Raw genomic sequence first — 26,689 nt, 5'->3', positions numbered from 1 at the left:
GGAACGGTCAACTCCGCGGTCGGCATTCCAGGGGATCGACCACGGGCACCGCGCCCAGCGGCCATGATGGGGGGCATGGCGGGCCTTGAAGGTGTGGAGCAACCGCGGCAGCGCGGTGGCGCTGTCGCCACCCGTTCGGCGGTCACCGTCGAGGACGAACAGGCCCTGAAGGCACTGGAACTGTTCGGCAATCCGACCGACGAGGAGATCCGCCTTCCGTCCCGCCCGGAATCCGCCGCCACGGCCCGAAGGCTCACGCACGGGGTGGTGGCCCGGCAGTGGGGTCTGTCCGCGCAGACCGCCGAGTACGCGGTGCTGCTGGTCTCGGAACTCGTGGGCAATGCCGTGCGCCACACCGGTGCACGGGTGTTCGGGTTGCGGATGGTGCGCCGCAGGGGCTGGATCAGGATCGAGGTGCGCGACCCCTCGCGCGGCCTGCCTTGTCTGCTCCCGGTACAGCCGATGGATGTCAGTGGGCGGGGCCTCTTCCTCGTGGACAAGCTCTCCGACCGCTGGGGCGTGGATCTGTTGCCACGGGGCAAGACGACCTGGTTCGAGATGCGGGTGCCCGAGCGCCACTCCCCGTCGATCTAGAGCCCTGAATCGGGCGCGGGTTCCGACCTGCGGTACGGGTACGAGTGGGGCCTCGGTCGGTCGGCTCTCGACGGGCGGTTCGCCGCCGGCCCGCGTTCGATTCTCGCCGGGGGACACAGAAGCCCCCGGCGGGCCGAGGGTATCGGTGCGTGCCGGAGGCATCTGTGAAGCGCCGCGGAATGGGGGGTGTCTCCACGGCCGCTGATGACGACCTGGCCCGGGTCAAAAGGGGGTCGTGCCTCGACTATGACAGAAGACCCGGGTACGCCAAAATCTTGCATCGCCCATATGGTGTAAAAATTCCTATATCAAGCAAGATTTATAGGCGAGATCCCTCTTATGCCTCGCAAATAGCGGATGAATGCCGCCCGCGGTTGACGTTTCCTTGATCTGCCGGACTTCGGTGAGGCGACCCGACATGTTTGACAAACTGGGGCAATCATTATTTTTTACCTGATTCGCCCCTACTGTGCTCTTCCGTGACCTCGATCGACCGCCGCCGCGCCCTGCGCACGGGAGTCGGGGCCGCCGTCGCGGGTGCCCTCGCCACCGGCTGTGCCGGCACGGGCCCGGTGTCGACCGGCCCCCGCCCGCCCGCAGTCACGCCTTCCGGGGCCCCGCCGTCCCGGGGACCCGCCGGCCGGGCCGCGCCCACCGCACGCCGCTTCCCCGGACAGCCCGCGGAGATCACCCACGGGCCGCGTGACCGCGACCGGGTCGCCCTCACCTTCCACGGACACGGCGATCCGGCCACCGCACGGGCCCTGCTCGCCGAAGCCGAACGGGCCGACGCGCGGATCACCGTCCTCGCCGTGGGCAGTTGGCTCGACGAACACCCCGATCTCGCCCGCAGGATCCTGGACGGCGGTCACGACCTGGGCAACCACACCCAGCGCCATCTGACCATCACCGAGATGAGCGAGGCCGACGCCCAGGCGGAGATCGTCGGATGCGCCCGGCGGCTGCGCACCCTGACCGGGTCCATCGGCAGTTGGTTCCGACCCTCGCGCACCCAACACACCACCCCGCTCATCACCCGCCTCGCCCAACGGGCCGGATACCCCCACGTCCTCTCGTACGACCTCGACTCCCTGGACTCCACCTCGCCCGGGCCCACGGCCGTGACCCGTACCGTCACCGGGCAGATCCGGCGCGGATCGGTGGTGAGCCTCCACTTCGGCTACGCGGACACGGTCGCCGCACTGCCCGCCCTCCTCGACGATCTCGACCGCCGCGGACTGCGCGCGGTGACCACCACGGAGCTGCTGAGCTGATGCACCCGACAACCACCACCCCCCTGAGAGTCACCCGGCGCGCCGCAACCCTTGTCGCCGGGACGCTGATCGCCCTGCTGGCGGGATGCGGCAGTGACCAGACCGAGACCGCGGCGAGCGGCACCGAAGCGGAGAGGGCCAAGGCGGCGGCGAGCCGCACCAAGGCCGCGCCTCCCGTCGCACCGAAAGAAGCCGTTCCCGCCGGGCTGCCGGGGATGCCGCCCGTCCTCGATCCGAAGGACATCTATGCGGCCGACCGCCCGGGAAAGCTCTCGCCCGTGGTGCGCAAGTTTCCCTCCCGGGTGTACGTCCCCAACACCAACTCCAACACCGTCTCCGTCATCGACCCCACCACCTACAAGGTCGTCGAGACCATCCCCGTCGGAGTGCAGCCGCAGCACGTGGTCCCCTCCTGGGACCTCAAGACGCTCTGGGTCAACAACAACCGCGGCCACACGCTGACCCCGATCGACCCGGCGACGGGGAAGGCGGGCAAGGCGGTCGAGGTGCACGACCCCTACAACCTGTACTTCACCCCCAACGGCAAGTACGCCGTCGTCATGGCCTCGCTGGATCGGGAACTCGTCTTCCGTGACCCCCACACCATGGACCGCAAGAAGACCGTCCCGGTGACCTGCTACGGGGTCAACCACGCCGACTTCTCCGCGGACGGCCGTTACTTCGTGGTCTCCTGCGAGTTCTCCGGCGAACTCCTCAAGGTCGACACGGAGAAGATGGAGGTCGTCGGCCAGCAGAAGCTGCCGTTCAAGGGCGCGATGCCCCAGGACGTGAAGATCTCCCCGGACGGCAAGACGTTCTACATCGCCGACATGATGGCCCACGGGGTCTGGGTGCTCGACGGCGAGAAGTTCACCACCCCCAAGCTGATGGCCACCGGGAAGGGCGCCCACGGGCTCTACGTCAGCCGGAACTCCCGCGAGATGTACATCCCCAACCGGGGCGAGGGCTCGGTCTCCGTCTTCGACTTCGCGCGGAACGAGCTGACGAAGAAGTGGTGGCTCCCCGACGGCGGCAGCCCCGACATGGGTGGAGTCTCGGCCGACGGCAAGGTGCTCTGGCTGTCGGGACGCTATGACTCGGAGGTCTACGCGATCGACACCAGGACCGGCAAGCAGCTCGCGCGCATCCCGGTCGGCGGCGGGCCCCACGGCCTCGCGGTCTACCCCCAGCCGGGGCGCTACTCCCTCGGCCACACGGGGGTCTTCCGCTGAGCGTTCCCGAGCCGGGCACAGGCTTGTTCGTGAGTCGGGCCTGAGCTGGTCGTGTTTCGGTCGTGAGTCGGCACGACGTCACCCACGCATGGCGCCCCGCCCACGTGCGGGTGACGTTCCCCGTCGTGACGTCGTACGGCCGACAGGGTGACCCCCATGATCACCACTCGTCTGCGGCGCCGCGCCGCCGTCCTGGTCCTGGCCCTGTCGGCCGCGCTGATCCCCGCCGCGACCACCTCCGCGAACTCCCCGGCCCAGGCCGCCGCCCCGGCTGCGCCGGCTCTGAAGGCCGTGCCAGTCTTGAAGGCCGCGCCGGTTTTGAAGGCCGCCCCCGCCAACTCCTGTCCCGTCGTCACCGATCGCCTCTATGCAGCGGCCGATCTACGGGTGGACATCGACCGGATCACCCCGAACCCGTCCTGGCGCGCCAACTGCAACCAGCTCTACCGCGCCGACGGCCGCGGCCCCGAGATCATCTTCGAGCAGGGCTTCCACCCGAAGGCGCCCCTGGACGGCCAGTACGACGTCGAGCAGTACGTCCTGGTCAACCAGCCTTCCCCCTATGTCTCGACCACGTACAACCACGACCTCTACAAGTCCTGGAAGAGCCCGTGGAACTACTACGTCGACGCACCAGGGGGCGTTGACGTGAACAAGACGATCGGTGACACCCACAAGTACGCGAGTCAGGTCGAGGTCGCGTTCCCCGGTGGTGTGGCACGGGAGTTCATCGTCGGGGTCTGTCCGGTCGACCTGACCACCAAGACCGAGATCATGAACGAGTGTCTGGACAACCCGCACTACGAGCCCTGGCGCCAGGCGTTCTAAGCCGAGTCGGAGCGCCCCTGGCACCGTCAGCCGCACGAGAAGAGGGCCCCCGCGGCCACCGGTGAGAAGCCCCCCGTTGGAACGTCCGCACACTGCGGGCGTTCCCCGGTGCCACCTGCGCCCACACCGATCCGCCCGGCACCAGCCGTCGGGCGGTCCCGGTACCCGAGGGCCCGTACCACCCAGGGACGGACGGGTCGTGTCGTCGACCTCCACCACTTCCACCAAGGGGATCTCGGGTTCACCGGGCAGTGCCGTCGCCACCGTCAGAAGGTCGACGCCGTCCCTCGTCCCATCGACGCGGACCGCCGCGGGGACCCGTACTCCAGGCTGCGGATAATCTGATCTCCATCAAGTAGTGCGAACGTGCACGTGTAGGAGGGGCAAAGCAGTGGCGGACATCGAAGCGGCGCGCAGGGCGTTCGACCGGTACGACCTCAACGGGGACGGTCGGATCACGGCGTCGGAGTACAAGAGCGTGATGGCGCAGCTGGGCGACTTCAACGTCACCGAGACCGTTGCCGAAGCGGTGATCAAGACCAAGGACACCAACGGTGACGGCGAGCTGACCTGGGAAGAGTTCTGGGACTCGCTGAACAAGGGCATCAAGCCCGCGGGCGAACCGGCCTGACGTAGGGGAGTGGCTCCCCGGCGAGCGGGTCGGGGAGACCGCCCCGGCCCACCCGCACTCCAGGGGGTCGCGAACCGGCCGAAACCGCCATGCACCAGCCCGCTCGTAGTGATCGTGATGTGAGTTCCTCCGCAGCCGTGACCGACGCCGGACGGCTCTCCTGGGGCAGCAGGACCGCCGTGCTGACGGCCGCCCTGTTCCTCACCGCCCTCGCCACCGCCTACTTCGGCACGCGCTTCGCCATGCGAGGCACGGGCGAACTGCCCATCCCCGCAGCCGGCACGGCCACGCTGCTGCGCACCGTCGTCTTCGTGGCCCTCGCGATCCACCTCGGAGAACTGGTCGGAACCCGACTGGCCAGCCGGGGCGCCCGGCCCCGCTCCTGGTCCCTGGCCGCGGCGCTGGCCGGAGCGGCAGGAGCAGCAGGCCAGATCGTCCGGCTCGCGCTGGTGAGCGACATCGACATGGCCACGGCGTACGGCACGCGCGAGGGACAGCTACTGCTGATCATGGCCAATGGGTTCCTCGCCGCCGCCGGCTGCATCGCCCTCCGCCGCCCCGCCCTCGCCGCGTTGCCCCTCGCATTGGTCGTCTTCGCGGAGGCGATCCGCGCCCATCCGGAGCCCTACAGCCCGGAATTCGGTGCCGCGCTGACGGTCTGCCATCTGACGGCCGCCTCCCTGTGGGTCGGGGGGCTGCTCCATGTGCTCCGCGCACTCAGACTGCGCCGACCCAACCGTGCCGACTCCAAGGCCGTCCTCGCCCGCTACGCCCGACTGGCTGCTTGGCTCCTGGCCGTCCTCGCGGTCACCGGCACGCTCTCGACCCTGCGGCGGCTCCCCCCGGACGTCGTCTTCGACACGGCGTACGGAAGGGTGCTCATGGCCAAGGTGGTCCTGGTCGCGGTGGCGTGTGCCCTGGCACTGGTCGCCCGCCACCGGATGGTGCGGGGGCGCCCCGAGGCCGAGCGCCCCGCCCGCGTGGAACTCGTCGTCCTGTCCGTCGCGATCGTGGTCTCGGCGATGCTGACGGTCGTCCCGGATCCCCAGTGGCTGAGCACTCGATGAGCTGATCGGGGTCACTCGACCGGCGGACGAGGGCGCACGATGGCGCGTCAAGTGCACGGGCGCTGGCCCATCCGGGGAACGTTGCTCAAGTCCCGGGTGGCACAAGGACGAAACCAAAGATGTTGGCCGCTCGCAGATCGCACCCGCCGCGAGCCGTTTCGTCCCAGACATCTAGGAGCACTGCATGCGCCTGCGCGCACGCCGGGCATCAATCGCCCTCCTGCTACTCGCCCCCCTGCTCCTCGGGGGGACCGATGCCGTGGCCGGCACCGACAACAGTCCGGTGCCGATCGAGCGCTCCTCCCGGGCCATCCCCGGCCAGTACATCGTGAGCCTCAACCCGGACCAGCCCGCTGAAGCCGTGCTGCGCAAGCTCGGGGTGAAGGCGATGTACACATACGACACGGCCCTGCGCGGCTTCGCCGCCCGCCTCTCCGCCACGCAACTCGCCGCCGCCCGCACCTTCCCCGCGGTCCGGGCCGTCGAGGAGAACGCCTCGATCCATCTGGTACAGCCCGCGCGGACGGCCCGGACCGCGGGTGCCCGGCTGCCCGACCACCGGCCGCGGCGCAGCCTGGCGCCGGCCGAGAGCTGGGGGTTGGACCGGATCGACCAGCAGGCCCTGCCGCTCGACGGCCAGTTCGACGCAGTCGCGACCGGCAGCGGAGTGTCCGCGTACATCGTCGACACCGGCATCGAGACCGCGCACCCCGAGTTCCAGGGCCGGGCGTCGGTCGGATTCGACGCCGTCGGGGACGGTCGCAACGGACAGGACTGCCAGGGCCACGGCACCCATGTTGCGGGCACCGTCGGCGGCGCCAGCTACGGGGTGGCCCGATCGGCTTCGCTGGTCGCGGTGCGGGTGCTCAACTGCACCGGTGGCGGCACCCTGGCCGGAGTGCTCGCCGGCTTCGACTGGGTCGCCCAGAACGCCCAGCAGCCCGCCGTCCTCAACGCCTCGCTCGGCGGTGACGCGTCCAGGGCGTTGGACGAAGCGGTCAACGAGGTCGCGGAACGGGGTGTGCTGCCGGTCGTCGCCGCGGGCAACGAAACCCAGGACGCCTGCGACGTCTCACCCGCCCGGGCGTCCGACGTCTTCACCGTGGGGGCGACCGACAGCTCGGACCGCCAGGCCGACTTCAGCAACTACGGCACCTGCCTGGAGGCGTACGCCCCGGGTGTGGACATCACCTCCGCCCGACTCGGCGGTGGCTACGTCTCCCTCGACGGCACGTCCATGGCCAGCCCCCATGTCGCCGGGGTGGCCGCCCTGCTGAAGGAGAACAACCCGGACGCGGCCCCGGAGGACGTCAGCCTCTGGCTCACCGACAACGCGACGGAGGGCGTCATCGACCCCATCAGCTCCAGCTCGCCCAACAGGCTGCTGCACACCGGCGGGCTGTGACCCACACTCCGCCGGTGTGCAGCAGGGGCAGACCGTGATGACGCGGACGCCGGGGCGGCACAGCATGACGAGGTCCCCGGGGTCCGACGTCAGTACGGTCACGGGGGCGGGCGAGGCGAGCCGTGGCGGTCACGAGGGCGTACTCGTGGCCGTGCAGGCCCGGCAAGCTCCATGCCCCAACTTGGACAGGGCTTCACAGTCCAGGACGAGCGGCTGGGTCACGCGGTCCGCCGATGCGGCCGGGTGACCGCGGAGGATCGATTGCTGGGCCGCGGCAGCCACTTGGTCCACCGAGCCACGTTCGGCTTCTGCGGCTTCGACGAGTCCGCGCAGCCGGTAGACGGGACTTTGGCCAGGTCCTCTCGCCAAGGGCCCCTTTACACGACCTCAGTTCCGATCAGCCGCAGAAGCCGCGAAGGGTCGGTGAGGTCGGTGATCACTTGATCCGCGCCCGCGTGGGCCAGATCCGCTACCGAGGTGGTGCCGGAGGCGACGCCGATCACCCGGGCTCCGCCTTCACGTCCCGTACGGACATCCTCCAGAGAGTCCCCGACGATGACGGTATTGCTCCGGTCGAAGCTGTGGCCGTACGCGCGTTCGGCCCGCTGCTGCGCAACGCTCACCAGGGCCGGCCGATGAGGATCATCTGACGCGTACCCTCCGACCGCCGGATCGACAAGATCGATCAGGTCGAATGTCGAGAGCTTGATTTCCGCGCTGGCCTGTAGATTTCCGGTGACGACGGTCGGTAGAAGATTGGGAGACTTCCGTATTGCGGTGAGCGATTCGACCGCACCGGGGAGCAGCAGTCCATCTGTCAGCATTCTTTCTCGGTGCAGCTCCAACTCCCCGGGCATGAGACCGATGATCCGTCGGGCAAACGCGTCCACCTGATCCCCGGGGACACCGTTCACGGCGAGGAGTTCCTTCACCGCCACCGGCATGGTGACGCCCGTACCCTTTGCCGGAAGCCGCTCCGGGGCGCGTCCGACTACCTGCTCAAAGACGGTGCGGTAGACGAGCCGATCGATGTCGCCGACGTAGAGAAGAGTCCGGTCGATGTCCCACAGGACAAGAATCATGCCGCCGCGCGTCCCTTCATGACGGATTCGCCGAGCTCCAGAAGGTCGCGCGCCACAGTGGAGCCCTCGAACCGACGGACCTCCCCGAGCATGGAGCGAAGGTGATCGTCCAGGCGCGCAGAGTGCACGCCGTCCACCAGGCTGAGGACTTCCTGGGCAATCCCCCATCCGGCGTCGGGGTTCTCCGTCTGCATGTGGGCGGTCGCCGCTCGGGAGAGGAACTGTGCAGTCGTACGGATCTCCTCGTCGCTCAGCTCATCCCGTGCGGCGTCGAACGACTCCGCCGCTTCGGCGGGCCGACCGAGGTCGAGCAGACAGCTTGCCGTCTGACCGAGGATCTCGCCCGGCTTGATCCAGTACAGCCAGTGCGGATCGTCCTCCCCACGGCCTTGTGCACACAGCACCCTGGCTTCCTCAAGGGCCGCTCGGGCGGGTGACTCCTCGCCCAGCCGTGCGTGGCCTCGGGCCTGTCGGGTCAGCAGCATCGCCTTGAGGGCCGGAGCGTCGCGGTCGCTGATACCCAGCCGTGCGGTCCTGGCAGCGGTGACCGCGTCCCGTGGATCTCCGACGGAGTATCCATGGATGGCCAGGAAGGAGAGGGCCGCTGCGGTGAGGCGGGAGTCCCCGGAGGCATGGGCGGCTCGCAACGCGGCGAGGAACAGCCGCTGCGCCTTTGCGTGGTTGCCGCCATCGAACATGTACCAGCCGGCCTGGGTTGCCGCGTCCGCGGTCGCCGCCGCCAGCCGGCGTCCCCGGGCCTCGTCGTACGAACCGTGCTTCAGCAGCCTGACGAGGATCTTCAGATGCCCTACCGACGTCGCCGCCAGACTGCCGCTGCCGCTACTGGCGTCCATGTGGCGGAGAGCGTTGGTCGTCGCCTCCAGAGAAGCAATCAGCGGGACAGTGACTTTGGTGCCGTTCGGAGACATCGAGGCCATGGCCTCAGGGGCCGCGATGGTGGATTGCAGCACGTACTGCGTCAGGCCGGCCCCGCTGAGCGCCAGCACCCCACGGCGTTTCATGACACCTCCGACAGCGAACTCAAGTGAGGTCACCATACGATCTGCGTTCCACGGCAGAGCGGGGTCGAGAGGCCCGTTCGACGCCCCCCCCGGTCCGGTTCACCGAACGGGGCCAACAGCAGAGGATGAAGGTCCGCGGGAAGCCCGAGGCCGTTGAGGAAGTCGATGATGGCCTCCCCTCCTCCCAGGTGTTTCCGGCCGCGCTCCAGGTCGGAGATGAACGACTGGGTGAGACCCGTCAGAGAGCGGACGGCCATCTGAGAGAGGCCGGACCGCCTGCGCAGCAGCCGTAGTAACTCGCCGAAGTCCCAGGCGGACAGTGCTCTGCAGATCTGTTCGTCACGCCATGCCCGGTCGGGAATCCGCGTGATGTCGTCGCCCCGGGAACAAGGAGCGCACAGAGGTTCGGGGTTGTATTGGCTCAGCCCCTAACCGCACCTGCCGCACACACGAAACGACGACTTCATGAGCGGTCCTCCCTGCACTGCCTCACCCCGACCAACCGTCGGCACCAGGCTAGGCGCAGGTCGATATCGCTGGAGCGATATCGCTCCAGCGGTCCCTTTGAACCCACGCGACCCCCAGACTCCTCCCACGGCTCACCGAACGCACCGTCCGGAAGCACCGCTTCACCGACTCCGAGGAAGGGGACAGTGACCATGCGTACGGCTCAGCGCTCGAAGCGGTCGATGCGTTCGCCGATTCCTGGGGACTGTCGGATGACCGCACTTGGGTGTGGTGCTCCCTTCTGGCTCCTGAAGTCGAATCCCTCAAGGAGGCGATGCCTGCTGACTGAATCCGTTGTCGGGCCAATCGCTTCACAGCAGGTTTCGGACATTCTGCCGTCCGGCTCCCGAGGCGGCTGCCGTCCGCTGTGGCGACGGGCAGACCTTGTGACCCGCAGGAGACTGCACGACCCGACGCAGCGCATTCCGGCCTGCCCCTGTTGTTTGCCGTGGAAGGCCGACGGCCGCCGATAGCGTCCCCGGCGTGGTGGCACCGACGGCGCCCCGCCGGGCGGTTCTTCCCGCCCCGAACACGTACGAACGAAGGACACCCCTGATGACCTACACCACGGTCGACTCCGACGAGGCTGCACGGCTCCGCAACGAGGTCGTGGACCAGTTGGTCGCCGACGGCGCGATCTCCTCTCCGGAGGTCGAGGCCGTGATGCGGAAGGTCCCCCGGCACGCGTTCGCCCCTGAGGCGAGTCTGGCGAAGGCATACGCCCCGTACGCGGCCGTTATCACCAAGACGGACGAGCACGGCGTCCAGCTCAGCTCGGTGTCCGCGCCGCAAATCCAGGCGATGATGCTGGAGCAGGCCCGGGTCCGACCCGGGATGAGGGTGCTGGAGATCGGCTCGGGCGGTCTGAACGCGGCCTACCTCGCCGAGTTGGTCGGGGAAGCCGGTGACGTGGTCACCGTGGACATCGACTCCACCGTCACGGACCGGGCCCGCCGGCTGCTGGACGAGCACGGCTTCGGCCGGGTCCGCGTGGTCTGCGTCGACGCAGCGGAGCCCTTGGACGACCTCGGTACGTTCGATCTCGTCATGGTGACTGCGGGTGCGTGGGACATCCCGCCCGCGTGGACCGAGCGGCTCACCCACGGCGGGCGCCTGGTGGTACCGCTGCGGATGCGCGGGCTCACCCGGTCCGTGGCCTTCGTCCGCGTCGACGATCATCTGGAGAGCGAGTCCACGTTCGTCTGCGGCTTCGTCCCCATGCAGGGCTCGACCGCGCACCAGGAGGAACTGCTGCTCGTCGCCGGGACCCCGGAGATCGGGCTGCGGTTCGACGACGGACTGCCGGCCGACCCGAGCCTGCTCGACAACGCCGTCACCACGCCCCGGGTGGAGCTGTGGACCGGGGTCGAGGTAGGTCGCGGTGAACTCGTCGACACCCTTCAGATGTACCTGGCGATCACACTGCCCGGCTTCTGCGTGATGACGGTCGACCCTGACTTGGACACCGGCATCGTCGACCCCTCAAACAAGTCCTTCTCCCTCGCCGCTGTGGACGGCGCCGACTTCGCCTATCTCACCGTCCGCCGGACCGAGGACGACAAGGGCGTCGAGTACGGCGTCCACGCCCTCGGCCCCACGGCATCCGGCTTCGCCAAGATCGTCGCGGACCACGTCCGTCACTGGGCGCGCGACCGGCGCGGCGGCCCCAACCCGGTCATCCGCGTCCATCCGGCCGGCATCCCCGACGAGCAGATCCCGGCCGACCGGGTCATTGACAAGGTGCACAGCCGGATCTCACTCGCCTGGCCTCCGGCATAGCCGCAGGAGGCCAGGTCGTCCCGCACCATTCCCGAAGAAAGGAAAGGCACGGCATGACGAACGCCACCCTGGTCCAGGTCGAACGGCCTATGGCCTTCGATGAGGACGACTTCGCCCCGCTCGATGTGCGGGTCGTCGTCGCGGAACACCCGTACGGCAAGCTCATGTGCTCCACCGGTGACGGCTGCGGACCGACGTGCCAGGGCGGGGCCTCCGCCTGCAACTCGTTCGTGGGGGACTCCGCCTGATCAGGCGCTCTCGGTGGATCGGACCGGCCTCGGTCCGATCCACCGAACCGCTTCTTGTGGCCGCGCCGACCGAAGAGGTTCCTTTCCATGACCGCCAACACCGAGGTCGGATACCGGTGGCAGGGCGTGGCTCTGCTCCGCGCCACCACGAGCACGGACACCGCCGACCTGCCCCGCACGCTGGACCTGGACAACACCGTGCTCCTCCGAGGCTGGCTCACCCGGACCTGGCAGCGCGATGACGTACGGGAGGCACTGCGGCTTGCCGCGCCGGTGCTGTGCGAGACCGTCGAAGCCGTCGTCCAGGGACAGCAGACCCAGCCTCGGAAGATCCGCCGGGCCATGCGCTCGGTCGCCTCCTACCTCCTGCGCTGGCAGCACCGCCCCACCCCTCTTGGGTTGTTCGCCGGTACGGCTCCGCTTCTCGTCGGGTCGGAGCCTTCGGTCCGATGGGGTACGAAGCCGAGAGCGACCGTACGAGCCGATGCCGAGTGGCTCACCGAGATCATCCAGCGCCTCCAGGCCAGCCCTGTGCTCCGTGACCGGCTGCCTGTGATCGCCAACGCACCGGTTCAGATTCGTGATGACCGGCTCGTCGTCCCCGGCCAGCCCGCCGACGCCCATGCGGCGCACCTGGCGCCGGAAGAGATAGCCGTATGGAACACACGCTCGCTCGCAGCCGCGATGGACGCCGCTGGGGAACCCATCTCGTACGGGGATCTGCGTGCCCAGCTTCGTATGCGGTTCCCACGGGCCGCCATCGAGCAGATAGACACTCTGCTCCAGGAGCTCGTCTCGCACCACCTCCTCATCACGAGCCTGTGGGCGCCCATGACCGCCGTCGATGCCTTCGGCCGCCTCTGCACCGAGCTGAGGAAGGCCGACGCGGAGACGGCGCACGGGGTCGGGGACCTGGTGCGGGAGCTGTACGCGATTCACCAGGAGCTGTCAGAGGCGCGGTCTGACCGTACGACGCTCAGCGCCACGGTCGCGCGGATGCGAGCGGTCTCCTCAATCACCGCGACCCCGGTTCTCGTCGACACGGCCCTTGACTGCGAGGTCAGGATCCCCCAGCCGGTGGTGGACGAGGCGCAGCGCGCCGTCGCGGCGCTGTACTGCACCACCCCGCAGCCGTACGGCTACCAGCACTGGCGCGACTACCACCACGAGTTCCTGGCCGAGTACGGCACCGGAACGCTCGTCCCCGTTCTGGACCTGGTGTCGGACACGGGCCTCGGCCTGCCCGCCGGCTACACCGGATCCGTCCGCGAACGGACACCGAAGCAACTGACGGACCGGGACGGGATCCTTCTCGCTTTGGCTCAGGAAGCCGTCATGGCGGGTCGCGACGAGCTGGTCCTCACGGACACCGTGATCGCTGCCTTGGCCGAGGCCGCGGGCACCGACGACAGGACACTCGTGCCTCGGGTGGAGGTCGCCTTCGAGGTCCATTCCACCTCCACCGCGGCACTCGCCCGGGGCGACTTCCAGCTCGTGATCACCGGTGTGCCGAGACCGGGCAGCAGCATGGCCGGTCGCTTCGCCCATCTGCTCCCCGCAGAGCACCGGGACGCGCTGGCCGCCACGTACACGGACAAGACCGGAGGGGTCGCCGCGCAGCTCAGTTTCGCTCCCCGCCGACGGCGCAACGAGAACGTCGTCCGCGTCCCGCGCCTGCTCTCCCACGTCATCCCGCTTGCTGAGCACCGCGAGCCGGACGACGGAGTGATCCCTCTCACCGATCTCGCCGTCACCACCGATGACCGCAGCTTCCGCCTCGTCCAGGTCTCCACCGGCAGGCCGATCACCGTACGGGTGCCGCACGCCCTCGAAGCCGCGGTTCAGACCCCGCCGCTGGCCCGGTTCCTCGCCGAGATCGCCACCGCCCGGCACGCCGTCTACAAGCCGTTCGACTACGGCGCCGCCGCTCGGCTGCCGTATCTCCCTCGGGTGCGCTACCGCCGCACCATCCTCACCCCGGCCCGCTGGCTGCTGAACGATCAGGACCTTCCAGACCAGACGGCCACAACGAAGGAGTGGGTCCACGCCCTCGACGCTTGGAGGGACCGGCTTCGTGTCCCGGAACGCGTCACCATGGCCGAACACGACCAGCGCCTTCTGCTGGACCTGACCCACAGTGTCCATCGCCACATCCTCCGCACCCGCCTCGATGGAGCCGGTCGCTTGGTCCTGCGCGAAGCACCTGGCATCGACGCCCACGGTTGGCTCGGCCGTGCGCATGAGGTCTGGCTGCCGCTTCACTCCACTGATGGGAACGGCGATGCCGCGCGTTCTGCACAGACCTCGACGGTCCTGCTCGACAAGGGAGAACCCCACTTACCTGGCGCTGGTACCGTCCTGCGCGCCCAGCTCCACGCCCACCCGCGGCGACACGACGAGATCCTCGACCGGCACCTGTCCCGTCTCCTCGAACGCTTCGGAACCACCCCGCCGACGTGGTGGTTCACCCGCCACCACGGCTCCTCCCCGTACCTGGACCTGGTCCTCCACCTCGAACCCGGCACGTACGGCACGGCGGCCGAACACGTCCATGCGTGGACCCACACTCTCCACGAGAAGGCCTTGGTCTCCAAGATCGTCCTGACCGACTTCCGCCCACATCCGGGTGAGTACGGGCACGGGCAGGCGCTGGCCGCCGCCCACCGGCTCTTCGCCGCCGACTCAGCGGCAGCCCTCGCCCAGATCCGATTCACCGACCAGAACCCCAACCAGTCACCTCAAGCCCTGGCAGCGGCCAGCATCCTCAACCTCGTACGACACATTGCCCCCACCCCCGAAGAGGGGGAGGACTGGCTGATCGAACAGACACCCCAGGGAAGCGGACGCCTGGACCGGAGCCTGCGCGAACAGACCCTCGGCTTCGCCACCCTGGGCCAACGGGCCGCGCGCACAGCTTTCCCTGGCGGCACCGGGGTCACCGAGGCATGGACCACCCGTGCCACCGCCGTCCGCGACTACCGGCGAGCCCTGACCGGCCAGCGCGCCCCACTGACCACAACCCGCTCGCTGATCCACCAGCACCACGCCCGCGCCCTCGGACCGGACCTCACCGCCGAAGCCACCACGCTACGACTCGCCCGAACCGCAGCTCTGTACCACCAGCACCGGAGGGGAACGCGATGACCGACCCGGCCACCGAACTCCTCCAGCGAATCGCCGAGCGCCTGGCCAACCCCGTCCCGCCGCCTGCGGATGAGCCCTGGCGAGCCCAGTCCCTCGCCGAAGGAGCAGCGGGAATCGCCCTGCTCCACATCGAACGCGCCCGCCTCGGTCTGGCTCCCTGGAAGTACGCCCACCGCTGGATCACCCAAGCAGTGGCCGAAGAGGTCAGCGCAGCCGACACCACCGGCCTCTTCCTCGGGGCGCCGGCCGTCGCCTTCCTTCTCAGCACCACACCCCCGTCGGCCGAACATCTCTACGCCGACGCACGAGCCACCCTGCACCGGCACATCACGGAGCTCGCCCACCGTCGGACCGACGCCGCGCTCGAACGAATCCACCACGAAGGCCCGGTCTCGTTCGCCGAGTACGACGTCTTCTACGGCCTCACGGGAATCGGCGCCTACCTCTTGCGCACTGGCCCCGGGGGAGCGGCCCTGGAACGAGTCCTCGGCTACCTGGTCGCTCTGACCCGTCCGCTCAGCGAAGACCACCGTGGCCTCCCCGGCTGGTGGGTCGACCACGGCCCGAACCGCGAGCACTCCGCCGACTTCCCAGGCGGGCACGGCAACCTCGGCGTCGCCCACGGCATCGCCGGCCCGCTGCTCCTCCTCGCCCAGGCCCTCCGCCGGGGCGTCGCCGTCCCCGGCCAGCCCGAGGCCATCCGTACGATCTGCGAGCACCTCGACACCTGGAAGCAGCAGGGCGAAATGGGCCCCTGGTGGCCGGAGCACCTCACCCGCCACGACCTCGCCACCGGCCGCCCCCACCAGCCAGGCCCCGCCCGCCCGAGCTGGTGCTACGGCACCACCGGCATCGCCCGCGCCGGCCAGCTCGCAGGCATCGCTCTGAACGACGCGAAACTTCAGGCCGTCCATGAAGACGCTCTCCACCGGGCGCTGACCGACCCCACCCAGCTCGCGAGCATCACAGACAACGGTCTCTGCCACGGATGGGCCGGCATCTACCAAACGGCCGTCCGGGCCGCCCACGACGCGCACGACCCCCGTCTCCGCACTCTGCCCTCTCTTCTCGGCACCGCCTTCCGGGCTCGCGCGCACCCCGCCGGAGACCGGAACTCAGGCTTTCTGAACGGCGACGCGGGTACGGCGCTTGCCCTGACCACCCTTACCGCGCAGCAGACTCCGACCTCGGGATGGGACGCATGCCTTCTGATCGACTGACCCGGACCGATCCGTCCCAGGCGACAGAAGCGGTTCTCGACGTGCTGGCCGGGACTGCGGTGTCCGACGCCGCTCGCAAAGCAGAGATGGACCCCTCCGACCTCACCGACGCAGTCGAGCTGTTTCGGCACGCGGGGACCGAGGCCCTCCGGAGCAGCTCGACCGACTCGGAGTGGTGGCAGGTGAACCTCCACTTCGCCGAGTGGCGGATGGCCGAGTTCCACTTCCTGGCCGTGATCATGCCCCTCCTGCGTGCCGCTGAGGCCGCAGGGGACATCGACGGCTGGTGGTACACACGCAAACACCCCTGCTGGCGCCTCCGCATCCGGCTCACTTCCACGAAACCAACGGCAAGGGCTGCACTGACGGAAGGCTTCGACCGGCTCGCAGCCCCGGGCGGGAGCTTTCTCGAACGGTGGTGGGCCGGCATCTACGAACCGGAGACCACGGCCTTCGGCGGCCCGGTCGGCATGACGGCCGCGCACCGACTGTTCGTCGCGGATAGCAGGGAGATCCCCCGCATCGACGACCGCCACGACCTCCCCCTCGGCCGCCGCGAACTGTCCGTCCTCCTCTGCACCCTGATGATGCGCGCCGCCGGCCTCGAATGGTACGAACAGGCCGACGTCTGGCACCGCGTCATCACCGACGAACACCGGACCCCGGTCAACCCCATGTCCCCGGAGAAGCTCGAAGTCATCACCGAGGGCATAGGAACCCTCCTCCGAGCCGACCACGACAGCCTGCTGCGCTCCGGCGGGCCACTCGAACCCGTCAAGGAATGGGCGGCCGCCTTCAGGGAGACCGGCCAATCGCTCGCCGAAGCCGTCCGACTCGGCACACTCGACCGGGGGCTGCGCCGGATCCTCAGCCTCCACGTGATCTTCCACTGGAACCGGATGGGGCTGACCATGCATTCCCAGGGCGTCCTGGCGCTGACCGCCCGCACCGTAATCCTGGGCCAACCACAGGATTCATCCCGGCCTCCGAAGACCCCTTGAGGAGAGTGGGGTGTCGCCGTCCGGAGCTGGGCCGTGAGGGCTCACGGAGGATGCGGTGAGGGCTCACTGAACACTCACTGAGGGCTCATGGTCCGGATCTAGGCCCCAGGATCCGAACGCTGAAACGGAAGGGCCTACGCGATCAGCACTCGATGATGTTCACCGCGAGCCCGCCCCGCGCCGTCTCCTTGTACTTCACCGACATGTCCGCTCCCGTCTCCTTCATGGTCTTGATGACCTTGTCCAGGGAGACCTTGTGGCTGCCGTCGCCGCGCATCGCCATCCGGGCCGCCGTGACCGCCTTCACCGCCGCCATGCCGTTCCGCTCGATGCAGGGGATCTGCACCAGACCGCCGACCGGGTCGCAGGTCAGGCCGAGATTGTGCTCCATGCCGATCTCGGCCGCGTTCTCCACCTGCTCGGGGGTGCCGCCCAGTACCTCCGCCAGGGCTCCCGCCGCCATCGAGCACGCCGAGCCGACCTCGCCCTGGCAGCCGACCTCGGCGCCCGAGATGGAGGCGTTCTCCTTGAACAACATCCCGATCGCACCGGCCGAGAGCATGAAGCGGACCACGCCTTCGTCGTCCGCGCCGGGGACGAAGTTCATGTAGTAGTGCAACACCGCCGGGATGATGCCGGCCGCCCCGTTGGTGGGGGCGGTGACCACCCGGCCGCCGGCCGCGTTCTCCTCGTTCACGGCCATCGCGTACAGGGTGATCCACTCCATCGCGCGGGCGAGCGGGTCCCCCTCGGCGCGCAGTTGACGGGCGGAGTTCGCCGCGCGACGGCGGACGCGCAGTCCGCCGGGGAGGATGCCCTCGCGGGACATGCCGCGCGAGACGCACGCCTGCATGACGCGCCAGATCTCCAGCAGCCCCTCGCGGATCTCCTCCTCGGTGCGCCACGCCTTCTCGTTCTCCAGCATCAGCGCGGAGATCGAAAGACCCGTCTCCTGGGTGAGCCGCAGCAGCTCGTCCCCGGTGCGGAAGGGGTACTTCAGTACGGTGTCGTCGAGCACGATCCGGTCTTCGCCCACGGCGTCCTCGTCGACGACGAATCCACCGCCGACCGAGTAGTACGTCTTCTCCAGCACCGGCGCGCCCTCGGCGTCGTACGCGAAGACCGTCATTCCGTTCGCGTGGTACGGCAGCGCCTTGCGACGGTGGAGCACCAGGTCCCGGTCGAAGTCGAAGGGGATCTCATGGGTGCCGAGCAGGTCCAGCCGGCCGGCCGCCTTGATCTTCTCGACCTGTTCGTCGGCGTTCTCCACGTCGACCGTGCGCGGAGAGTTGCCGGTCAGACCGAGGAGCACCGCCTTCGGGGTGCCGTGGCCGTGTCCGGTCGCTCCGAGCGAGCCGTACAGTTCGGCGCGGACGGCTGCCGTCCGGTCGAGGAGGCCCTCGTTCTTCAGTCGCCGGGCGAACATACGTGCCGCCCGCATCGGGCCGACCGTATGGGAGCTGGAGGGGCCGATGCCGATCGAGAACAGGTCGAAGACCGAGATGGCCACGTTGGACTCCTAGTGCGACTGGTAGACGCCGTTGTCTGCCGGGGTGGTGCAGATCACGCGGTGGAACGGATGGGGGCACCGCGCTCACCGTCCAGTGTGCGTGGTGCCCCCGGTTACTCCGGGCAGGGCTGTTTACAGCCCGGGGTACAGCGGGTGCTTCGCGGCGAGCTCGGACACCCGGGCCCGCAGGGCCTCGATGTCGTACGACGGCTTGAGCGCGGCGGCGATGATGTCCGCCACCTCGCGGAAGTCGTCCGTCTGGAAGCCGCGGGTGGCCAGGGCCGGGGTGCCGATCCGCAGGCCCGAGGTCACCATGGGCGGCCGGGGGTCGTTCGGGATGGCGTTGCGGTTGACCGTGATCCCGACCTCGTGGAGGCGGTCCTCGGCCTGCTGGCCGTCCAGCTCCGAGTTGCGCAGGTCCACGAGAACCAGATGGACGTCGGTGCCGCCGGAGAGCACGGAGACGCCGTGCTCGGTGACGTCGTCCTGGACCAGGCGCTCGGCGAGGATGCGGGCCCCGTCCAGGGTGCGCTGCTGGCGCTCCTTGAACTCCTCGGAGGCCGCGACCTTGAACGACACCGCCTTCGCGGCGATCACGTGCTCCAGCGGGCCGCCCTGCTGGCCGGGGAAGACCGCGGAGTTGATCTTCTTCGCCAGGTCGGCGGTGGAGAGGATCACGCCGCCGCGGGGACCGCCGAGGGTCTTGTGCGTGGTGGTGGTCACGACATGGGCGTGCGGCACCGGGTTCGGGTGCAGGCCGGCCGCGACCAGACCGGCGAAGTGCGCCATGTCGACCATCAGATAGGCGCCGACCTCGTCCGCGATCCGACGGAAGGCGGCGAAGTCCAGCTGGCGCGGGTACGCGGACCAGCCGGCGACGATCAGCTTCGGCTGGGACTCCTTGGCCAGCTTCTCGACCTCGGCCATGTCGACCCGGCCGGTGGCGTCCACGTGGTACGCGACCACGTTGTACAGCTTGCCGGAGAAGTTGATCTTCATTCCGTGGGTCAGGTGCCCGCCGTGCGCCAGGTTCAGACCCATGATGGTGTCGCCGGGCTTGAGCAGCGCGAACATCGCCGCCGCATTGGCCTGCGCGCCCGAGTGGGGCTGCACGTTGGCGTGCTCGGCGCCGAAGAGCTCCTTGATGCGGTCGATCGCGATCTGCTCGACGACGTCGACGTGCTCGCAGCCGCCGTAGTAGCGGCGGCCGGGGTAGCCCTCGGCGTACTTGTTGGTGAGGACCGAGCCCTGGGCCTCCATCACCGCGACCGGAGCGAAGTTCTCCGAGGCGATCATTTCCAGGGTCGACTGCTGGCGGTGGAGCTCGGCGTCGACGGCGGCGGCGACGTCCGGGTCCAGCTCATGGAGAGGGGTGTTGAGAAGCGACATCTCGAAGTCCCTGTCGGGGTCGTGGTCGGTGACTGAGCGAGCCGGCCGACCGCTCGGGTCGGCCGGACCCCGTCAGCTGCTGGAGAAGGCGGCGTACTCGTCGGCCGAGAGCAGATCGTCCTGCTCACCGCTGACGCGCACCTTGAAGAGCCAGCCGCCCTCGAAGGGCGCGGTGTTCACCAGCGAAGGATCGTCCACGACGTTCTGGTTGATCTCCGTGACCTCACCCGAGACCGGGGAGTACAGATCGCTGACGGACTTGGTCGACTCCAGTTCGCCGCAGGTCTCGCCCGCGGTGACCGTGGAGCCCACCTCCGGGAGCTGGGCGAAGACGACGTCGCCGAGCGCATTGGCAGCGAACTCGGTGATGCCGATCGTCGACACGCCTTCCTCGGCGGCCGACAGCCACTCGTGTTCCTTGCTGTAGCGCAGCTGCTGGGGGTTGCTCATGACGAGGATTCTCCTGTACGCGGAACCTGCTGGTGAACGGATGGCCACCTGCCGAGACGGCGGCGGACGTGCCGGGTGCCTCGCGACTCCCGGGGGGTGTTGTCGACGCTACTTCCGTCGCTCACTTCTGGCGCTTGTAGAAGGGCAGCGCGACGACCTCGTACGCCTCGTGCGTACCGCGGATGTCGACGCCCACGCCCGTGGTGCCGGGGGCCGCATGGGCGGCGTCCACATAGGCCATGGCGATGGGCTTGCCCAGGGTGGGGGAGGGGGCCCCGGAGGTCACCTCGCCGATCACCCGGCCGTCCGCGACCACCTGCATGCCGGCGCGCGGTACCCGGCGGCCCTCGGCGATCAGACCCACGAGCTTGCGCGGAGGGGCCGTCTCGGCGCGTTCGGCGGCTGCGGCCAGGGCTTCACGGCCGATGAAGCGCCCGTCATTGGAGGTCTTCTCGAACTTCACGACCCGGCCGAGACCGGCGTCGAAGGGGGTGAGCGCATCGGTCAGCTCGTGCCCGTACAGCGGCATCCCCGCCTCCAGGCGCAGGGTGTCGCGGCAGGACAGACCACAGGGCACCAGACCGGCGGACTCCCCGGCCTCGGTCAGCGCCCGCCACAGCGCCTCGGCGTGCTGCGGCTCCACGAACAGTTCGAAACCGTCCTCGCCGGTGTAGCCGGTGCGCGCGATCAGCGCCGGCTGCCCGGCGACCGTACCGGGCAGCCCCGCGTAGTACTTCAGACCGTCGAGGTCGGCGTCGGTGACCGACTTCAGGATGCGGGCGGACTCCGGACCCTGGATGGCGAGCAGCGCATACGCGTCCCGGTCATCGCGCACGGCCGCGTCGAAGCCGGCGGCCCGCTCGGTGATCGCGTCCAGGACGACCTGGGCGTTTCCGGCGTTGGCGACCACCAGGTACTCGGTCTCGCCGAGCCGGTAGACGATCAGGTCGTCGAGGATGCCGCCGTCCTCGCGGCAGATCATGGTGTAGCGGGCGCGACCGACGGCGACCGAGCCGATGTTCCCGACCAGCGCGTGGTCGAGCAGATCGGCGGCCCCGGGGCCCGTCACGGTGATCTCGCCCATGTGCGAGAGGTCGAAGAGACCGGCGCGGGTGCGGACGGCGTTGTGCTCGTCGCGCTCGCTCGCGTACCGCAGGGGCATGTCCCAGCCCGCGAAGTCGGTCATGGTCGCGCCCAGCGAACGATGCAGTGCATCGAGGGCGGTACGACGGGGGGTAGTGCTCATGGACGGGGCTCCCAGGGCATGGCCGACGAGGACGGTCCTCCCCATCTGTCATCGGAACCTGAGAGGTTCGTCACGACCACGCACTCAGGTGGTCACGACTTGCACCTTGGGTGGAGCCGCCGGGGCGGCCCGCTTTTCAGATCTGCCTCATCACACGCGGTACGGGGCCTGAGAGATTCAAGGGAGGAACTTGCTCCTTCGGCGCCCGGCACACAGTGCTCGGGACTCTCCCGCGTGGATTCGAACGGCCGGTATGCAGTTGGCGGGCACATCATTACACGCATCTCGGCCCGGTGGGGGGGCGGGGACCTCGTGGATCTTCCGTGGTCGAGGTGCGTTCTTCGGCCATCGTCCGATCCCCGGCCGTGTCTTGGGGCGCGGCTCAGCGGCAAATAAGTTGCCTCCCATTACCATTTCTTTACGCTTCATGGGCAAGTGTGTGGTGACTGACATGGGGGAGGGTGTAATGACGTTGCAGCACTCCAGTGCCTACGCCACTACGGCGGGGGTGCCCGCCCGACCACAGGCGCCCGCCCGACCACGCCTGGGGGCGACCACGCCGGTGTTGCGGGACCTGCGGGACCGCGCAGGGCGCAGCCCCCGGAGCCTGATCTTCGCCGCGGGGGACGTGGTGGTCGTTTCCGGCCTTCCCGGCAGCGGCAAGTCGACCCTGATCCGGCGCGCGGCCAGCGGAAGCCGCATCGACTCGCAGGACACCCGGGACCGCTGGGCACTGCGGATGCCGCGCTTCCTGCCGTACGCGGTCTACCGCCCCTTCGTCCGCTACGCGCACTACGCGGGACTGCGGCGCGCCCTGCGCAGCGGGGAGAGCGTGGTGGTGCACGACTGCGGTACGCAGGCATGGGTGCGGCGCTGGTTGGCCCGGGAGGCGGGCCGGCGCGGCAGCGCCCTGCACCTGGTGCTCCTCGACGTGCCCCCACAGGTGGCCCGGCAGGGCCAGTTGGAGCGCGGCCGGGGTGTCTCCGGATACGCATTCGCCCGGCATCGGCGGGCGACCTCCCGGTTGATCGCCGATGCCGAGTCCGGGAGGCTTCCGAGCGGCTGCACCTCGGCGGTCCTGTTGGACCGTTCGGCCGCTGCGGGCCTGGCCAGGGTGCAGTTCACGGCGACGGGAGCGGCCGGCTAGTCGGCGTGCTGGGGGCCACCGGGTCCGACGCGTGGGGCCGGTGGTCGGCGCGTCTCCCTGGATCGTGGTGGGCCCTGCCCGCGTTCGACGCCGGGACGGGTGCGCCTCCTGCCGGGATTCCCGGGCCGGCCCGGACCTCTGTCTTCCCGCCGTCTCCCCGGACGGTGTCAGCGCGGCGCCCGCTCGGCATTAGGGTCTGAGGGCAAGCCGTGGGATGACCGGCCGAGCCGGGGAGAGAGCCGCCAGATGAGCATTCCAGAGCACGTACACCCGCACCCCTACGCCAGCGGCTGGCCGGCGAACGAGTTGGAGCAGACCCTCGCCGCCTCCCTGGACCACCCCGGCGCGGGCGCGAGGCTGGTCGAGGTACTCGGGCGCAGCCTGCTGTGGGTCCCCCTCCCGAACGGCGGTTCACCGGAAAGCCACGACCTCGACCTCCCCACGATCGAATTGGACGGCGCGGCCTTCGTCCCCGTCTTCAGCTCCGAAGAGCAGTTCCTGACCTGCGTCGGCAACCACATGTCCTTCACGGTCGCCCCCGCCCGGGAGTTCGCCCGCGGACTGGCGCCCCAGTTGGGCATCGCCGTCAACCCCGGGGGCACGGTCGGCGCCCCCCTCCCGCCCCCCGCCGTCGCCGAACTCTGTCGCACCGGCCGTACGCATCTGGACGGGCCGGCCTCGGGCGGCCGGGTGCGGCTGTTCGAACCGGACTGGCAGGAGGACCCGGTCGACTTCCTGGCCGCGGCAGCCGCCGAGTTCGATGCGCTGGGCGGCATCCTGACCGCACGGCGGGCGCTCGCCTCCGTCGAGGGCGATCCGCCCTCCCTGTTCATCGGTGTTCAACTCGCCGTTCCGGGCGTGCTCGAAGCCACCGACAGCGCACCCCTGGGCGCACTGGGGCGGGCGCTCGGTCGGGTCCAGGTCGGCTGGCCGGTCAACCTCGTCCTGCTGGACGCGACCCAGGACCCCGTCGTCGACTGGATGCTGACCAAGGTGCGCCCCTTCTACCGACGGGACGACCACTAGGTCGGGTCAGACGCGGTCTAGGTCGGGTCCGTCGTCAAGTCACTGTCGGCGGGGCAGATTAAGCTGGTCGTCTGGCCCCGCCTCCCGCCGTTGCGGAGGCCGTGCCGGATCGTCAGTCGAAGATGAGGGGCGGGGACCAGGGTGAGCGCGTCAGGCACCGCGGCGGCCGGACACGTCGAGCACATGCTGCGCCAGGTGATCCCGGGGCGCTTCGATGCGTACGAAGGACTGCTGAAGGCACTGGCCGACCCCGCGCAGGGGCGGGTCTGGATGTTGCTGTGGCAGGGCACCCCGGGCTCCCACGACGCGCAGTACGGCTCCATGGAGATCGACGGCGTCGGCTATGCCCCCTGTGTCACCTCGGCCCAGGAGCTGGCGGTCTCCGGCTGGAACCGCTCCCACGAGGTCGTCGCAGGGATCGACATCGCCCGCGCCCTCTATCCGGGCCGCGCGGGAATCTGGCTCAACCCCCATGCCCCGGGCGGGGGCGTCGGCATCCCCTGGCCCGATCTGCGGCGGATCGCCACCGGTCTCGATCGGATGCCCGCCGGTCCGCTGCGGCTCTCCGACCCCGCGGTCGAGATCCCGCACTTCTACGCCCTGCTCTCCCAGAACGCCCACCGCACGGCACCCATCCGCTCGCTCCGTCGGGTCTGGGTGCAGCCCGCGCTGGGCGCCCCCTATCTCGCCATCGGCCTCGATCTGTACGACACGAGCAGACAGTCGGTGGACGCGGTGCGGGCGATGATGCAGCAGTCGATCGCGGCGGTGCCGGACGGTCTGCCGGTGTCGACGGTCGCCATGTCCGACGAGTACGACCCGGTGACGATGTGGCTGCGGGCCAATGCCCGGCCCTTCTACGACCGCGATGCCCACGGCGCGGGTCCGGCGCCCGCCGGTTACGGCTATCCGCCCCGGTCCCGCTGACGCACATTCCGAACGTCCGTGCGGATGGCGGTCCGTGCAGTCGGCTTTGTGCGGGGTCCAACAGCCGGTGAGTGGCCGTCCTTGCCCCATGCCTTCCGGAAGCGCTCTGGCCTGAAGTCCCTCCGAGTTGTGCGGAACGCCTCGGTTCTTGGCGCTTCGATGCCCGCTTGAGGCGTCGCGAGGCATGTCTGGCCATCCGCGACATCCAGCCACACCCGATGCGCTGTGCCCGCGACACATCGTGCGGCGTGGCCGGGACTTGACGGTGTACACAACCTTCGCGGGAGCTTAACCGCAGGTCCACGACTCCTTCACGGATCGTCGCTTCCGCAAACCCTTCCTGCGCTGATGGCGTGATTTTCTCGGCATAAGGGGAATCAAAGCCAATTCCTCGGTTCCTGGAGTACTGGCGGAGCGTGCCCTGAAAGCGCTCTCTCGGGCGTTCCCTTCCGGTCCATCCCAATGGACGCACTCCGTCCACATGGCGGGATCTCTACCAACTATGGGGCGAATCATGGGATTTGACGGACCGCTCAGTCGGTGTCGCCGTCCGGATAACGGGTTACGCCCACGCATCACGTTTGAGCAAACATTCCCCATGGGGGCTGGCGGCTGATCGCGCGACCATTGAAGACTCCCGCTCCAAGGGCAAATTCGCCCTCGCGTACGGAGGTCGCACCCGCGCCTTCCGTGCCTCGGCTCCACCACGCACGGGATGTTGTGAACGAAGCCGCTAGCGCGGCGGGTACGGGCCGGTCAGCGCCGGCCGAGAGGGGTCCCCACCACGATGACGGCACCAATGCACGGCACCAGTGCGCAAGCGGAGGAAGCCGCGCCCGCCGATGTCACGGCTGTCGCCGAACCCAAGGTCCAGGGCCGGTCCCTGGGGCGGATCGCCTGGTCCCGTCTGAAGCGCGATCGGCTCGCCCTGGCAGGCGGCATCGTTGTCATCCTCCTGGTGCTCACCGCGGTCTTCGCACCGCTGATCGTGAGCCTGTTCGGGCACCCGCCGAACCAGTTCCACCAGGACAAGATCAACCCCATGTTCGGCACCCCGCACGGCTCGTTCGGCGGCATCAGCTCGGAGCACCTGCTCGGGGTCGAACCCAACAACGGGCGCGACGTCTTCAGCCGCGTCGTCTACGGCGCCCGGATCTCCCTCCTCGTGGCGTTCCTCTCCGCCATGGTCGCCGTCCTCCTCGGCACCGTGCTCGGCATCGTCGCGGGCTACTTCGGCGGCTGGGCGGACTCGCTCATCAGCCGGGTCATGGACATGCTGCTCGCGTTCCCACAGCTGCTGTTCATCATCTGTCTGGTGTCCGTGCTCCCCAACAACCTGCTGGGGATGACCGGAAGCACCGTCCGCATCGCGATCCTCGTCGCCGTCATCGGCTTCTTCGGCTGGCCCTACATCGGTCGCATCGTGCGCGGCCAGACGCTCTCGCTGCGGGAGAAGGAGTACGTGGAGGCCGCCCGGAGCCTGGGCGCCGGCCGGCGTTACGTGCTCTTCAAGGAGCTGCTGCCGAACCTCGTGGCTCCGATCACCGTCTACACCACGCTCATGATCCCCACCAACATCCTCACCGAGGCCGCGCTCAGCTACCTCGGCGCCGGTGTGCGCCCGCCGACCGCCTCCTGGGGCCAGATGCTCTCCAAGGCGGTGGACACCTACGAGTCCAATCCGACGTTCATGGTCGTCCCCGGAATGGCGATCTTCGTGACCGTGCTCGCCTTCAACCTCTTCGGGGACGGCGTGCGGGACGCGCTCGATCCCAAGGGCTCCCGCTGATTCCACGCACCACGGGTCCGGACCCCCGGCCCCGGCTCCCCGTGGGGGAGAGCGTCCAAGGACGCACCCCGCGGCCCCGGGCCATCCGCCCGGGCCCCGCGGACAACTGAACTGCCCCTGCCACAGCGGCCAGGCGGCTCCCCACGGTTCCCCGGCAGACGGCGGGGGCCG

Annotated in this window: 23 protein-coding genes, 1 pseudogene and 1 riboswitch; of the genes and pseudogenes, 16 read left to right on the top strand and 8 right to left on the bottom strand. The window is 69.3% G+C overall.

The window, feature by feature from the left end; genetic code table 11:
• The first annotated feature begins 63 nt into the window (after positions 1-63).
• From ABZ348_RS21570 to ABZ348_RS21540, 7 genes are all read left to right on the top strand, one after another.
• Positions 64-594, top strand: a complete 531-nt coding sequence (locus tag ABZ348_RS21570) for an ATP-binding protein (RefSeq protein WP_358935378.1) — start codon at positions 64-66, stop codon at positions 592-594.
• Positions 595-1,073: 479 nt separating this feature from the next.
• Positions 1,074-1,868, top strand: coding sequence for a polysaccharide deacetylase family protein (locus ABZ348_RS21565; RefSeq protein WP_358935376.1), 795 nt, complete (start codon positions 1,074-1,076; stop codon positions 1,866-1,868).
• Positions 1,868-3,100, top strand: coding sequence for a hypothetical protein (locus ABZ348_RS21560; protein WP_358935374.1), 1,233 nt, complete (start codon positions 1,868-1,870; stop codon positions 3,098-3,100). Before ABZ348_RS21565 ends, ABZ348_RS21560 begins: the two co-directional genes overlap by 1 nt.
• 156 nt (positions 3,101-3,256) lie before the next feature.
• Entirely contained in the window at positions 3,257-3,928 is a 672-nt protein-coding gene (locus ABZ348_RS21555) for an ADP-ribosyltransferase (RefSeq protein WP_358935372.1), read from the top strand.
• A 391-nt stretch (positions 3,929-4,319) separates the two neighbouring features.
• Positions 4,320-4,559 (top strand): EF-hand domain-containing protein, encoded by a 240-nt coding sequence (locus ABZ348_RS21550; protein WP_358935370.1) that lies wholly within the window; start codon positions 4,320-4,322, stop codon positions 4,557-4,559.
• Positions 4,560-4,678: 119 nt separating this feature from the next.
• Positions 4,679-5,626, top strand: a complete 948-nt coding sequence (locus tag ABZ348_RS21545; RefSeq protein WP_358935368.1) for a CopD family protein — start codon at positions 4,679-4,681, stop codon at positions 5,624-5,626.
• A gap of 184 nt (positions 5,627-5,810) precedes the next feature.
• Positions 5,811-7,031 (top strand): S8 family peptidase, encoded by a 1,221-nt coding sequence (locus ABZ348_RS21540; RefSeq protein ID WP_358935366.1) that lies wholly within the window; start codon positions 5,811-5,813, stop codon positions 7,029-7,031.
• 30 nt (positions 7,032-7,061) lie between these two features.
• Here the strand turns inward: ABZ348_RS21540 and ABZ348_RS21535 are convergent.
• The 4 genes and pseudogenes from ABZ348_RS21535 to ABZ348_RS21520 all read right to left on the bottom strand — a co-directional run.
• Positions 7,062-7,191, bottom strand: a pseudogene (locus ABZ348_RS21535) (DNA-binding protein); the annotation flags it as partial.
• A 217-nt stretch (positions 7,192-7,408) separates the two neighbouring features.
• Positions 7,409-8,113 (bottom strand): HAD hydrolase-like protein, encoded by a 705-nt coding sequence (locus ABZ348_RS21530; RefSeq protein WP_358935364.1) that lies wholly within the window; start codon positions 8,111-8,113, stop codon positions 7,409-7,411.
• Positions 8,110-9,135 (bottom strand): transcriptional regulator, encoded by a 1,026-nt coding sequence (locus ABZ348_RS21525; RefSeq protein ID WP_358935362.1) that lies wholly within the window; start codon positions 9,133-9,135, stop codon positions 8,110-8,112. The genes ABZ348_RS21530 and ABZ348_RS21525 overlap by 4 nt, the downstream gene beginning before the upstream one ends.
• Before the next feature lie 29 nt (positions 9,136-9,164).
• Positions 9,165-9,392: a helix-turn-helix transcriptional regulator gene (locus ABZ348_RS21520; protein WP_358935360.1), complete on the bottom strand. Its 228-nt coding sequence runs from the start codon at positions 9,390-9,392 to the stop codon at positions 9,165-9,167.
• An 805-nt stretch (positions 9,393-10,197) separates the two neighbouring features.
• Between ABZ348_RS21520 and fxlM the strand changes: the two genes are divergently transcribed.
• From fxlM to ABZ348_RS21495, 5 genes are all read left to right on the top strand, one after another.
• The gene (gene fxlM / locus ABZ348_RS21515) at positions 10,198-11,421 is read left to right on the top strand and encodes a methyltransferase, FxLD system (protein WP_358935358.1); all 1,224 of its coding nucleotides are present in this window, start codon (positions 10,198-10,200) and stop codon (positions 11,419-11,421) included.
• A 53-nt stretch (positions 11,422-11,474) separates the two neighbouring features.
• Positions 11,475-11,669 (top strand): FxLD family lanthipeptide, encoded by a 195-nt coding sequence (locus ABZ348_RS21510; protein ID WP_358935356.1) that lies wholly within the window; start codon positions 11,475-11,477, stop codon positions 11,667-11,669.
• Positions 11,670-11,756: 87 nt separating this feature from the next.
• Positions 11,757-14,813 (top strand): lantibiotic dehydratase, encoded by a 3,057-nt coding sequence (locus tag ABZ348_RS21505; RefSeq protein ID WP_358935354.1) that lies wholly within the window; start codon positions 11,757-11,759, stop codon positions 14,811-14,813.
• Positions 14,810-16,033: a lanthionine synthetase C family protein gene (locus ABZ348_RS21500; RefSeq protein WP_358935353.1), complete on the top strand. Its 1,224-nt coding sequence runs from the start codon at positions 14,810-14,812 to the stop codon at positions 16,031-16,033. The genes ABZ348_RS21505 and ABZ348_RS21500 overlap by 4 nt, the downstream gene beginning before the upstream one ends.
• Positions 16,015-17,034: a thiopeptide-type bacteriocin biosynthesis protein gene (locus tag ABZ348_RS21495; RefSeq protein WP_358935351.1), complete on the top strand. Its 1,020-nt coding sequence runs from the start codon at positions 16,015-16,017 to the stop codon at positions 17,032-17,034. The genes ABZ348_RS21500 and ABZ348_RS21495 overlap by 19 nt, the downstream gene beginning before the upstream one ends.
• A 142-nt stretch (positions 17,035-17,176) precedes the next feature.
• Here the strand turns inward: ABZ348_RS21495 and ABZ348_RS21490 are convergent, their stop codons facing one another.
• The 4 genes from ABZ348_RS21490 to gcvT form a co-directional block, all read right to left on the bottom strand.
• Positions 17,177-18,544: an L-serine ammonia-lyase gene (locus ABZ348_RS21490; protein WP_358935349.1), complete on the bottom strand. Its 1,368-nt coding sequence runs from the start codon at positions 18,542-18,544 to the stop codon at positions 17,177-17,179.
• A gap of 132 nt (positions 18,545-18,676) precedes the next feature.
• A complete protein-coding gene (gene glyA, locus ABZ348_RS21485) occupies positions 18,677-19,933 on the bottom strand; it encodes a serine hydroxymethyltransferase (RefSeq protein ID WP_358935347.1) in 1,257 nt (418 codons plus the stop codon).
• A gap of 72 nt (positions 19,934-20,005) precedes the next feature.
• Positions 20,006-20,383: a glycine cleavage system protein GcvH gene (gcvH, locus tag ABZ348_RS21480; RefSeq protein ID WP_358935345.1), complete on the bottom strand. Its 378-nt coding sequence runs from the start codon at positions 20,381-20,383 to the stop codon at positions 20,006-20,008.
• A gap of 121 nt (positions 20,384-20,504) precedes the next feature.
• A complete protein-coding gene (gene gcvT / locus ABZ348_RS21475; RefSeq protein WP_358935343.1) occupies positions 20,505-21,629 on the bottom strand; it encodes a glycine cleavage system aminomethyltransferase GcvT in 1,125 nt (374 codons plus the stop codon).
• A 147-nt stretch (positions 21,630-21,776) separates the two neighbouring features.
• Positions 21,777-21,872: riboswitch (glycine riboswitch) on the bottom strand.
• Positions 21,873-22,095: 223 nt separating this feature from the next.
• On the opposite strand from gcvT, the gene ABZ348_RS21470 reads away from it, so the two are divergent.
• The 4 genes from ABZ348_RS21470 (at position 22,096) to ABZ348_RS21455 (ending at position 26,518) form a co-directional block, all read left to right on the top strand.
• Positions 22,096-22,776 (top strand): AAA family ATPase, encoded by a 681-nt coding sequence (locus ABZ348_RS21470; protein WP_358935341.1) that lies wholly within the window; start codon positions 22,096-22,098, stop codon positions 22,774-22,776.
• Between the two features lie 246 nt (positions 22,777-23,022).
• A complete protein-coding gene (locus ABZ348_RS21465; RefSeq protein WP_358935339.1) occupies positions 23,023-23,802 on the top strand; it encodes an enhanced serine sensitivity protein SseB in 780 nt (259 codons plus the stop codon).
• 141 nt (positions 23,803-23,943) lie between these two features.
• On the top strand, positions 23,944-24,729 hold the full coding sequence (locus ABZ348_RS21460) for an enhanced serine sensitivity protein SseB C-terminal domain-containing protein (protein ID WP_358935337.1): 786 nt from the start codon (positions 23,944-23,946) through the stop codon (positions 24,727-24,729).
• Positions 24,730-25,516: 787 nt separating this feature from the next.
• Complete coding sequence (locus tag ABZ348_RS21455; RefSeq protein ID WP_358935335.1) at positions 25,517-26,518, top strand: ABC transporter permease; 1,002 nt, start codon at positions 25,517-25,519, stop codon at positions 26,516-26,518.
• The last annotated feature ends 171 nt before the right edge of the window (positions 26,519-26,689 follow it).

Origin of the sequence: Streptomyces sp. NPDC005963 (assembly GCF_040638655.1) — a bacterium.
In the GTDB taxonomy this organism is placed as follows: Bacteria; Actinomycetota; Actinomycetes; order Streptomycetales; family Streptomycetaceae; genus Streptomyces.
This window is presented reverse-complemented; position numbering and strand designations above follow the sequence as displayed.

Coding starts and splice junctions, on each gene's coding strand:
- ABZ348_RS21570 (WP_358935378.1), top strand. CDS start 64: ATGATGGGGGGCATGGCGGGCCTTGAAGGTGTGGAGCAACCGCGGCAG.
- ABZ348_RS21560 (WP_358935374.1), top strand. CDS start 1,868: ATGCACCCGACAACCACCACCCCCCTGAGAGTCACCCGGCGCGCCGCA.
- ABZ348_RS21555 (WP_358935372.1), top strand. CDS start 3,257: ATGATCACCACTCGTCTGCGGCGCCGCGCCGCCGTCCTGGTCCTGGCC.
- ABZ348_RS21540 (WP_358935366.1), top strand. CDS start 5,811: ATGCGCCTGCGCGCACGCCGGGCATCAATCGCCCTCCTGCTACTCGCC.
- ABZ348_RS21530 (WP_358935364.1), bottom strand. CDS start 8,113: ATGATTCTTGTCCTGTGGGACATCGACCGGACTCTTCTCTACGTCGGC.
- ABZ348_RS21525 (WP_358935362.1), bottom strand. CDS start 9,135: ATGAAACGCCGTGGGGTGCTGGCGCTCAGCGGGGCCGGCCTGACGCAG.
- ABZ348_RS21520 (WP_358935360.1), bottom strand. CDS start 9,392: ATGGCCGTCCGCTCTCTGACGGGTCTCACCCAGTCGTTCATCTCCGAC.
- fxlM (WP_358935358.1), top strand. CDS start 10,198: ATGACCTACACCACGGTCGACTCCGACGAGGCTGCACGGCTCCGCAAC.
- ABZ348_RS21510 (WP_358935356.1), top strand. CDS start 11,475: ATGACGAACGCCACCCTGGTCCAGGTCGAACGGCCTATGGCCTTCGAT.
- ABZ348_RS21505 (WP_358935354.1), top strand. CDS start 11,757: ATGACCGCCAACACCGAGGTCGGATACCGGTGGCAGGGCGTGGCTCTG.
- ABZ348_RS21500 (WP_358935353.1), top strand. CDS start 14,810: ATGACCGACCCGGCCACCGAACTCCTCCAGCGAATCGCCGAGCGCCTG.
- ABZ348_RS21495 (WP_358935351.1), top strand. CDS start 16,015: ATGCCTTCTGATCGACTGACCCGGACCGATCCGTCCCAGGCGACAGAA.
- glyA (WP_358935347.1), bottom strand. CDS start 19,933: ATGTCGCTTCTCAACACCCCTCTCCATGAGCTGGACCCGGACGTCGCC.
- gcvH (WP_358935345.1), bottom strand. CDS start 20,383: ATGAGCAACCCCCAGCAGCTGCGCTACAGCAAGGAACACGAGTGGCTG.
- gcvT (WP_358935343.1), bottom strand. CDS start 21,629: ATGAGCACTACCCCCCGTCGTACCGCCCTCGATGCACTGCATCGTTCG.
- ABZ348_RS21470 (WP_358935341.1), top strand. CDS start 22,096: ATGACGTTGCAGCACTCCAGTGCCTACGCCACTACGGCGGGGGTGCCC.
- ABZ348_RS21465 (WP_358935339.1), top strand. CDS start 23,023: ATGAGCATTCCAGAGCACGTACACCCGCACCCCTACGCCAGCGGCTGG.
- ABZ348_RS21455 (WP_358935335.1), top strand. CDS start 25,517: ATGACGGCACCAATGCACGGCACCAGTGCGCAAGCGGAGGAAGCCGCG.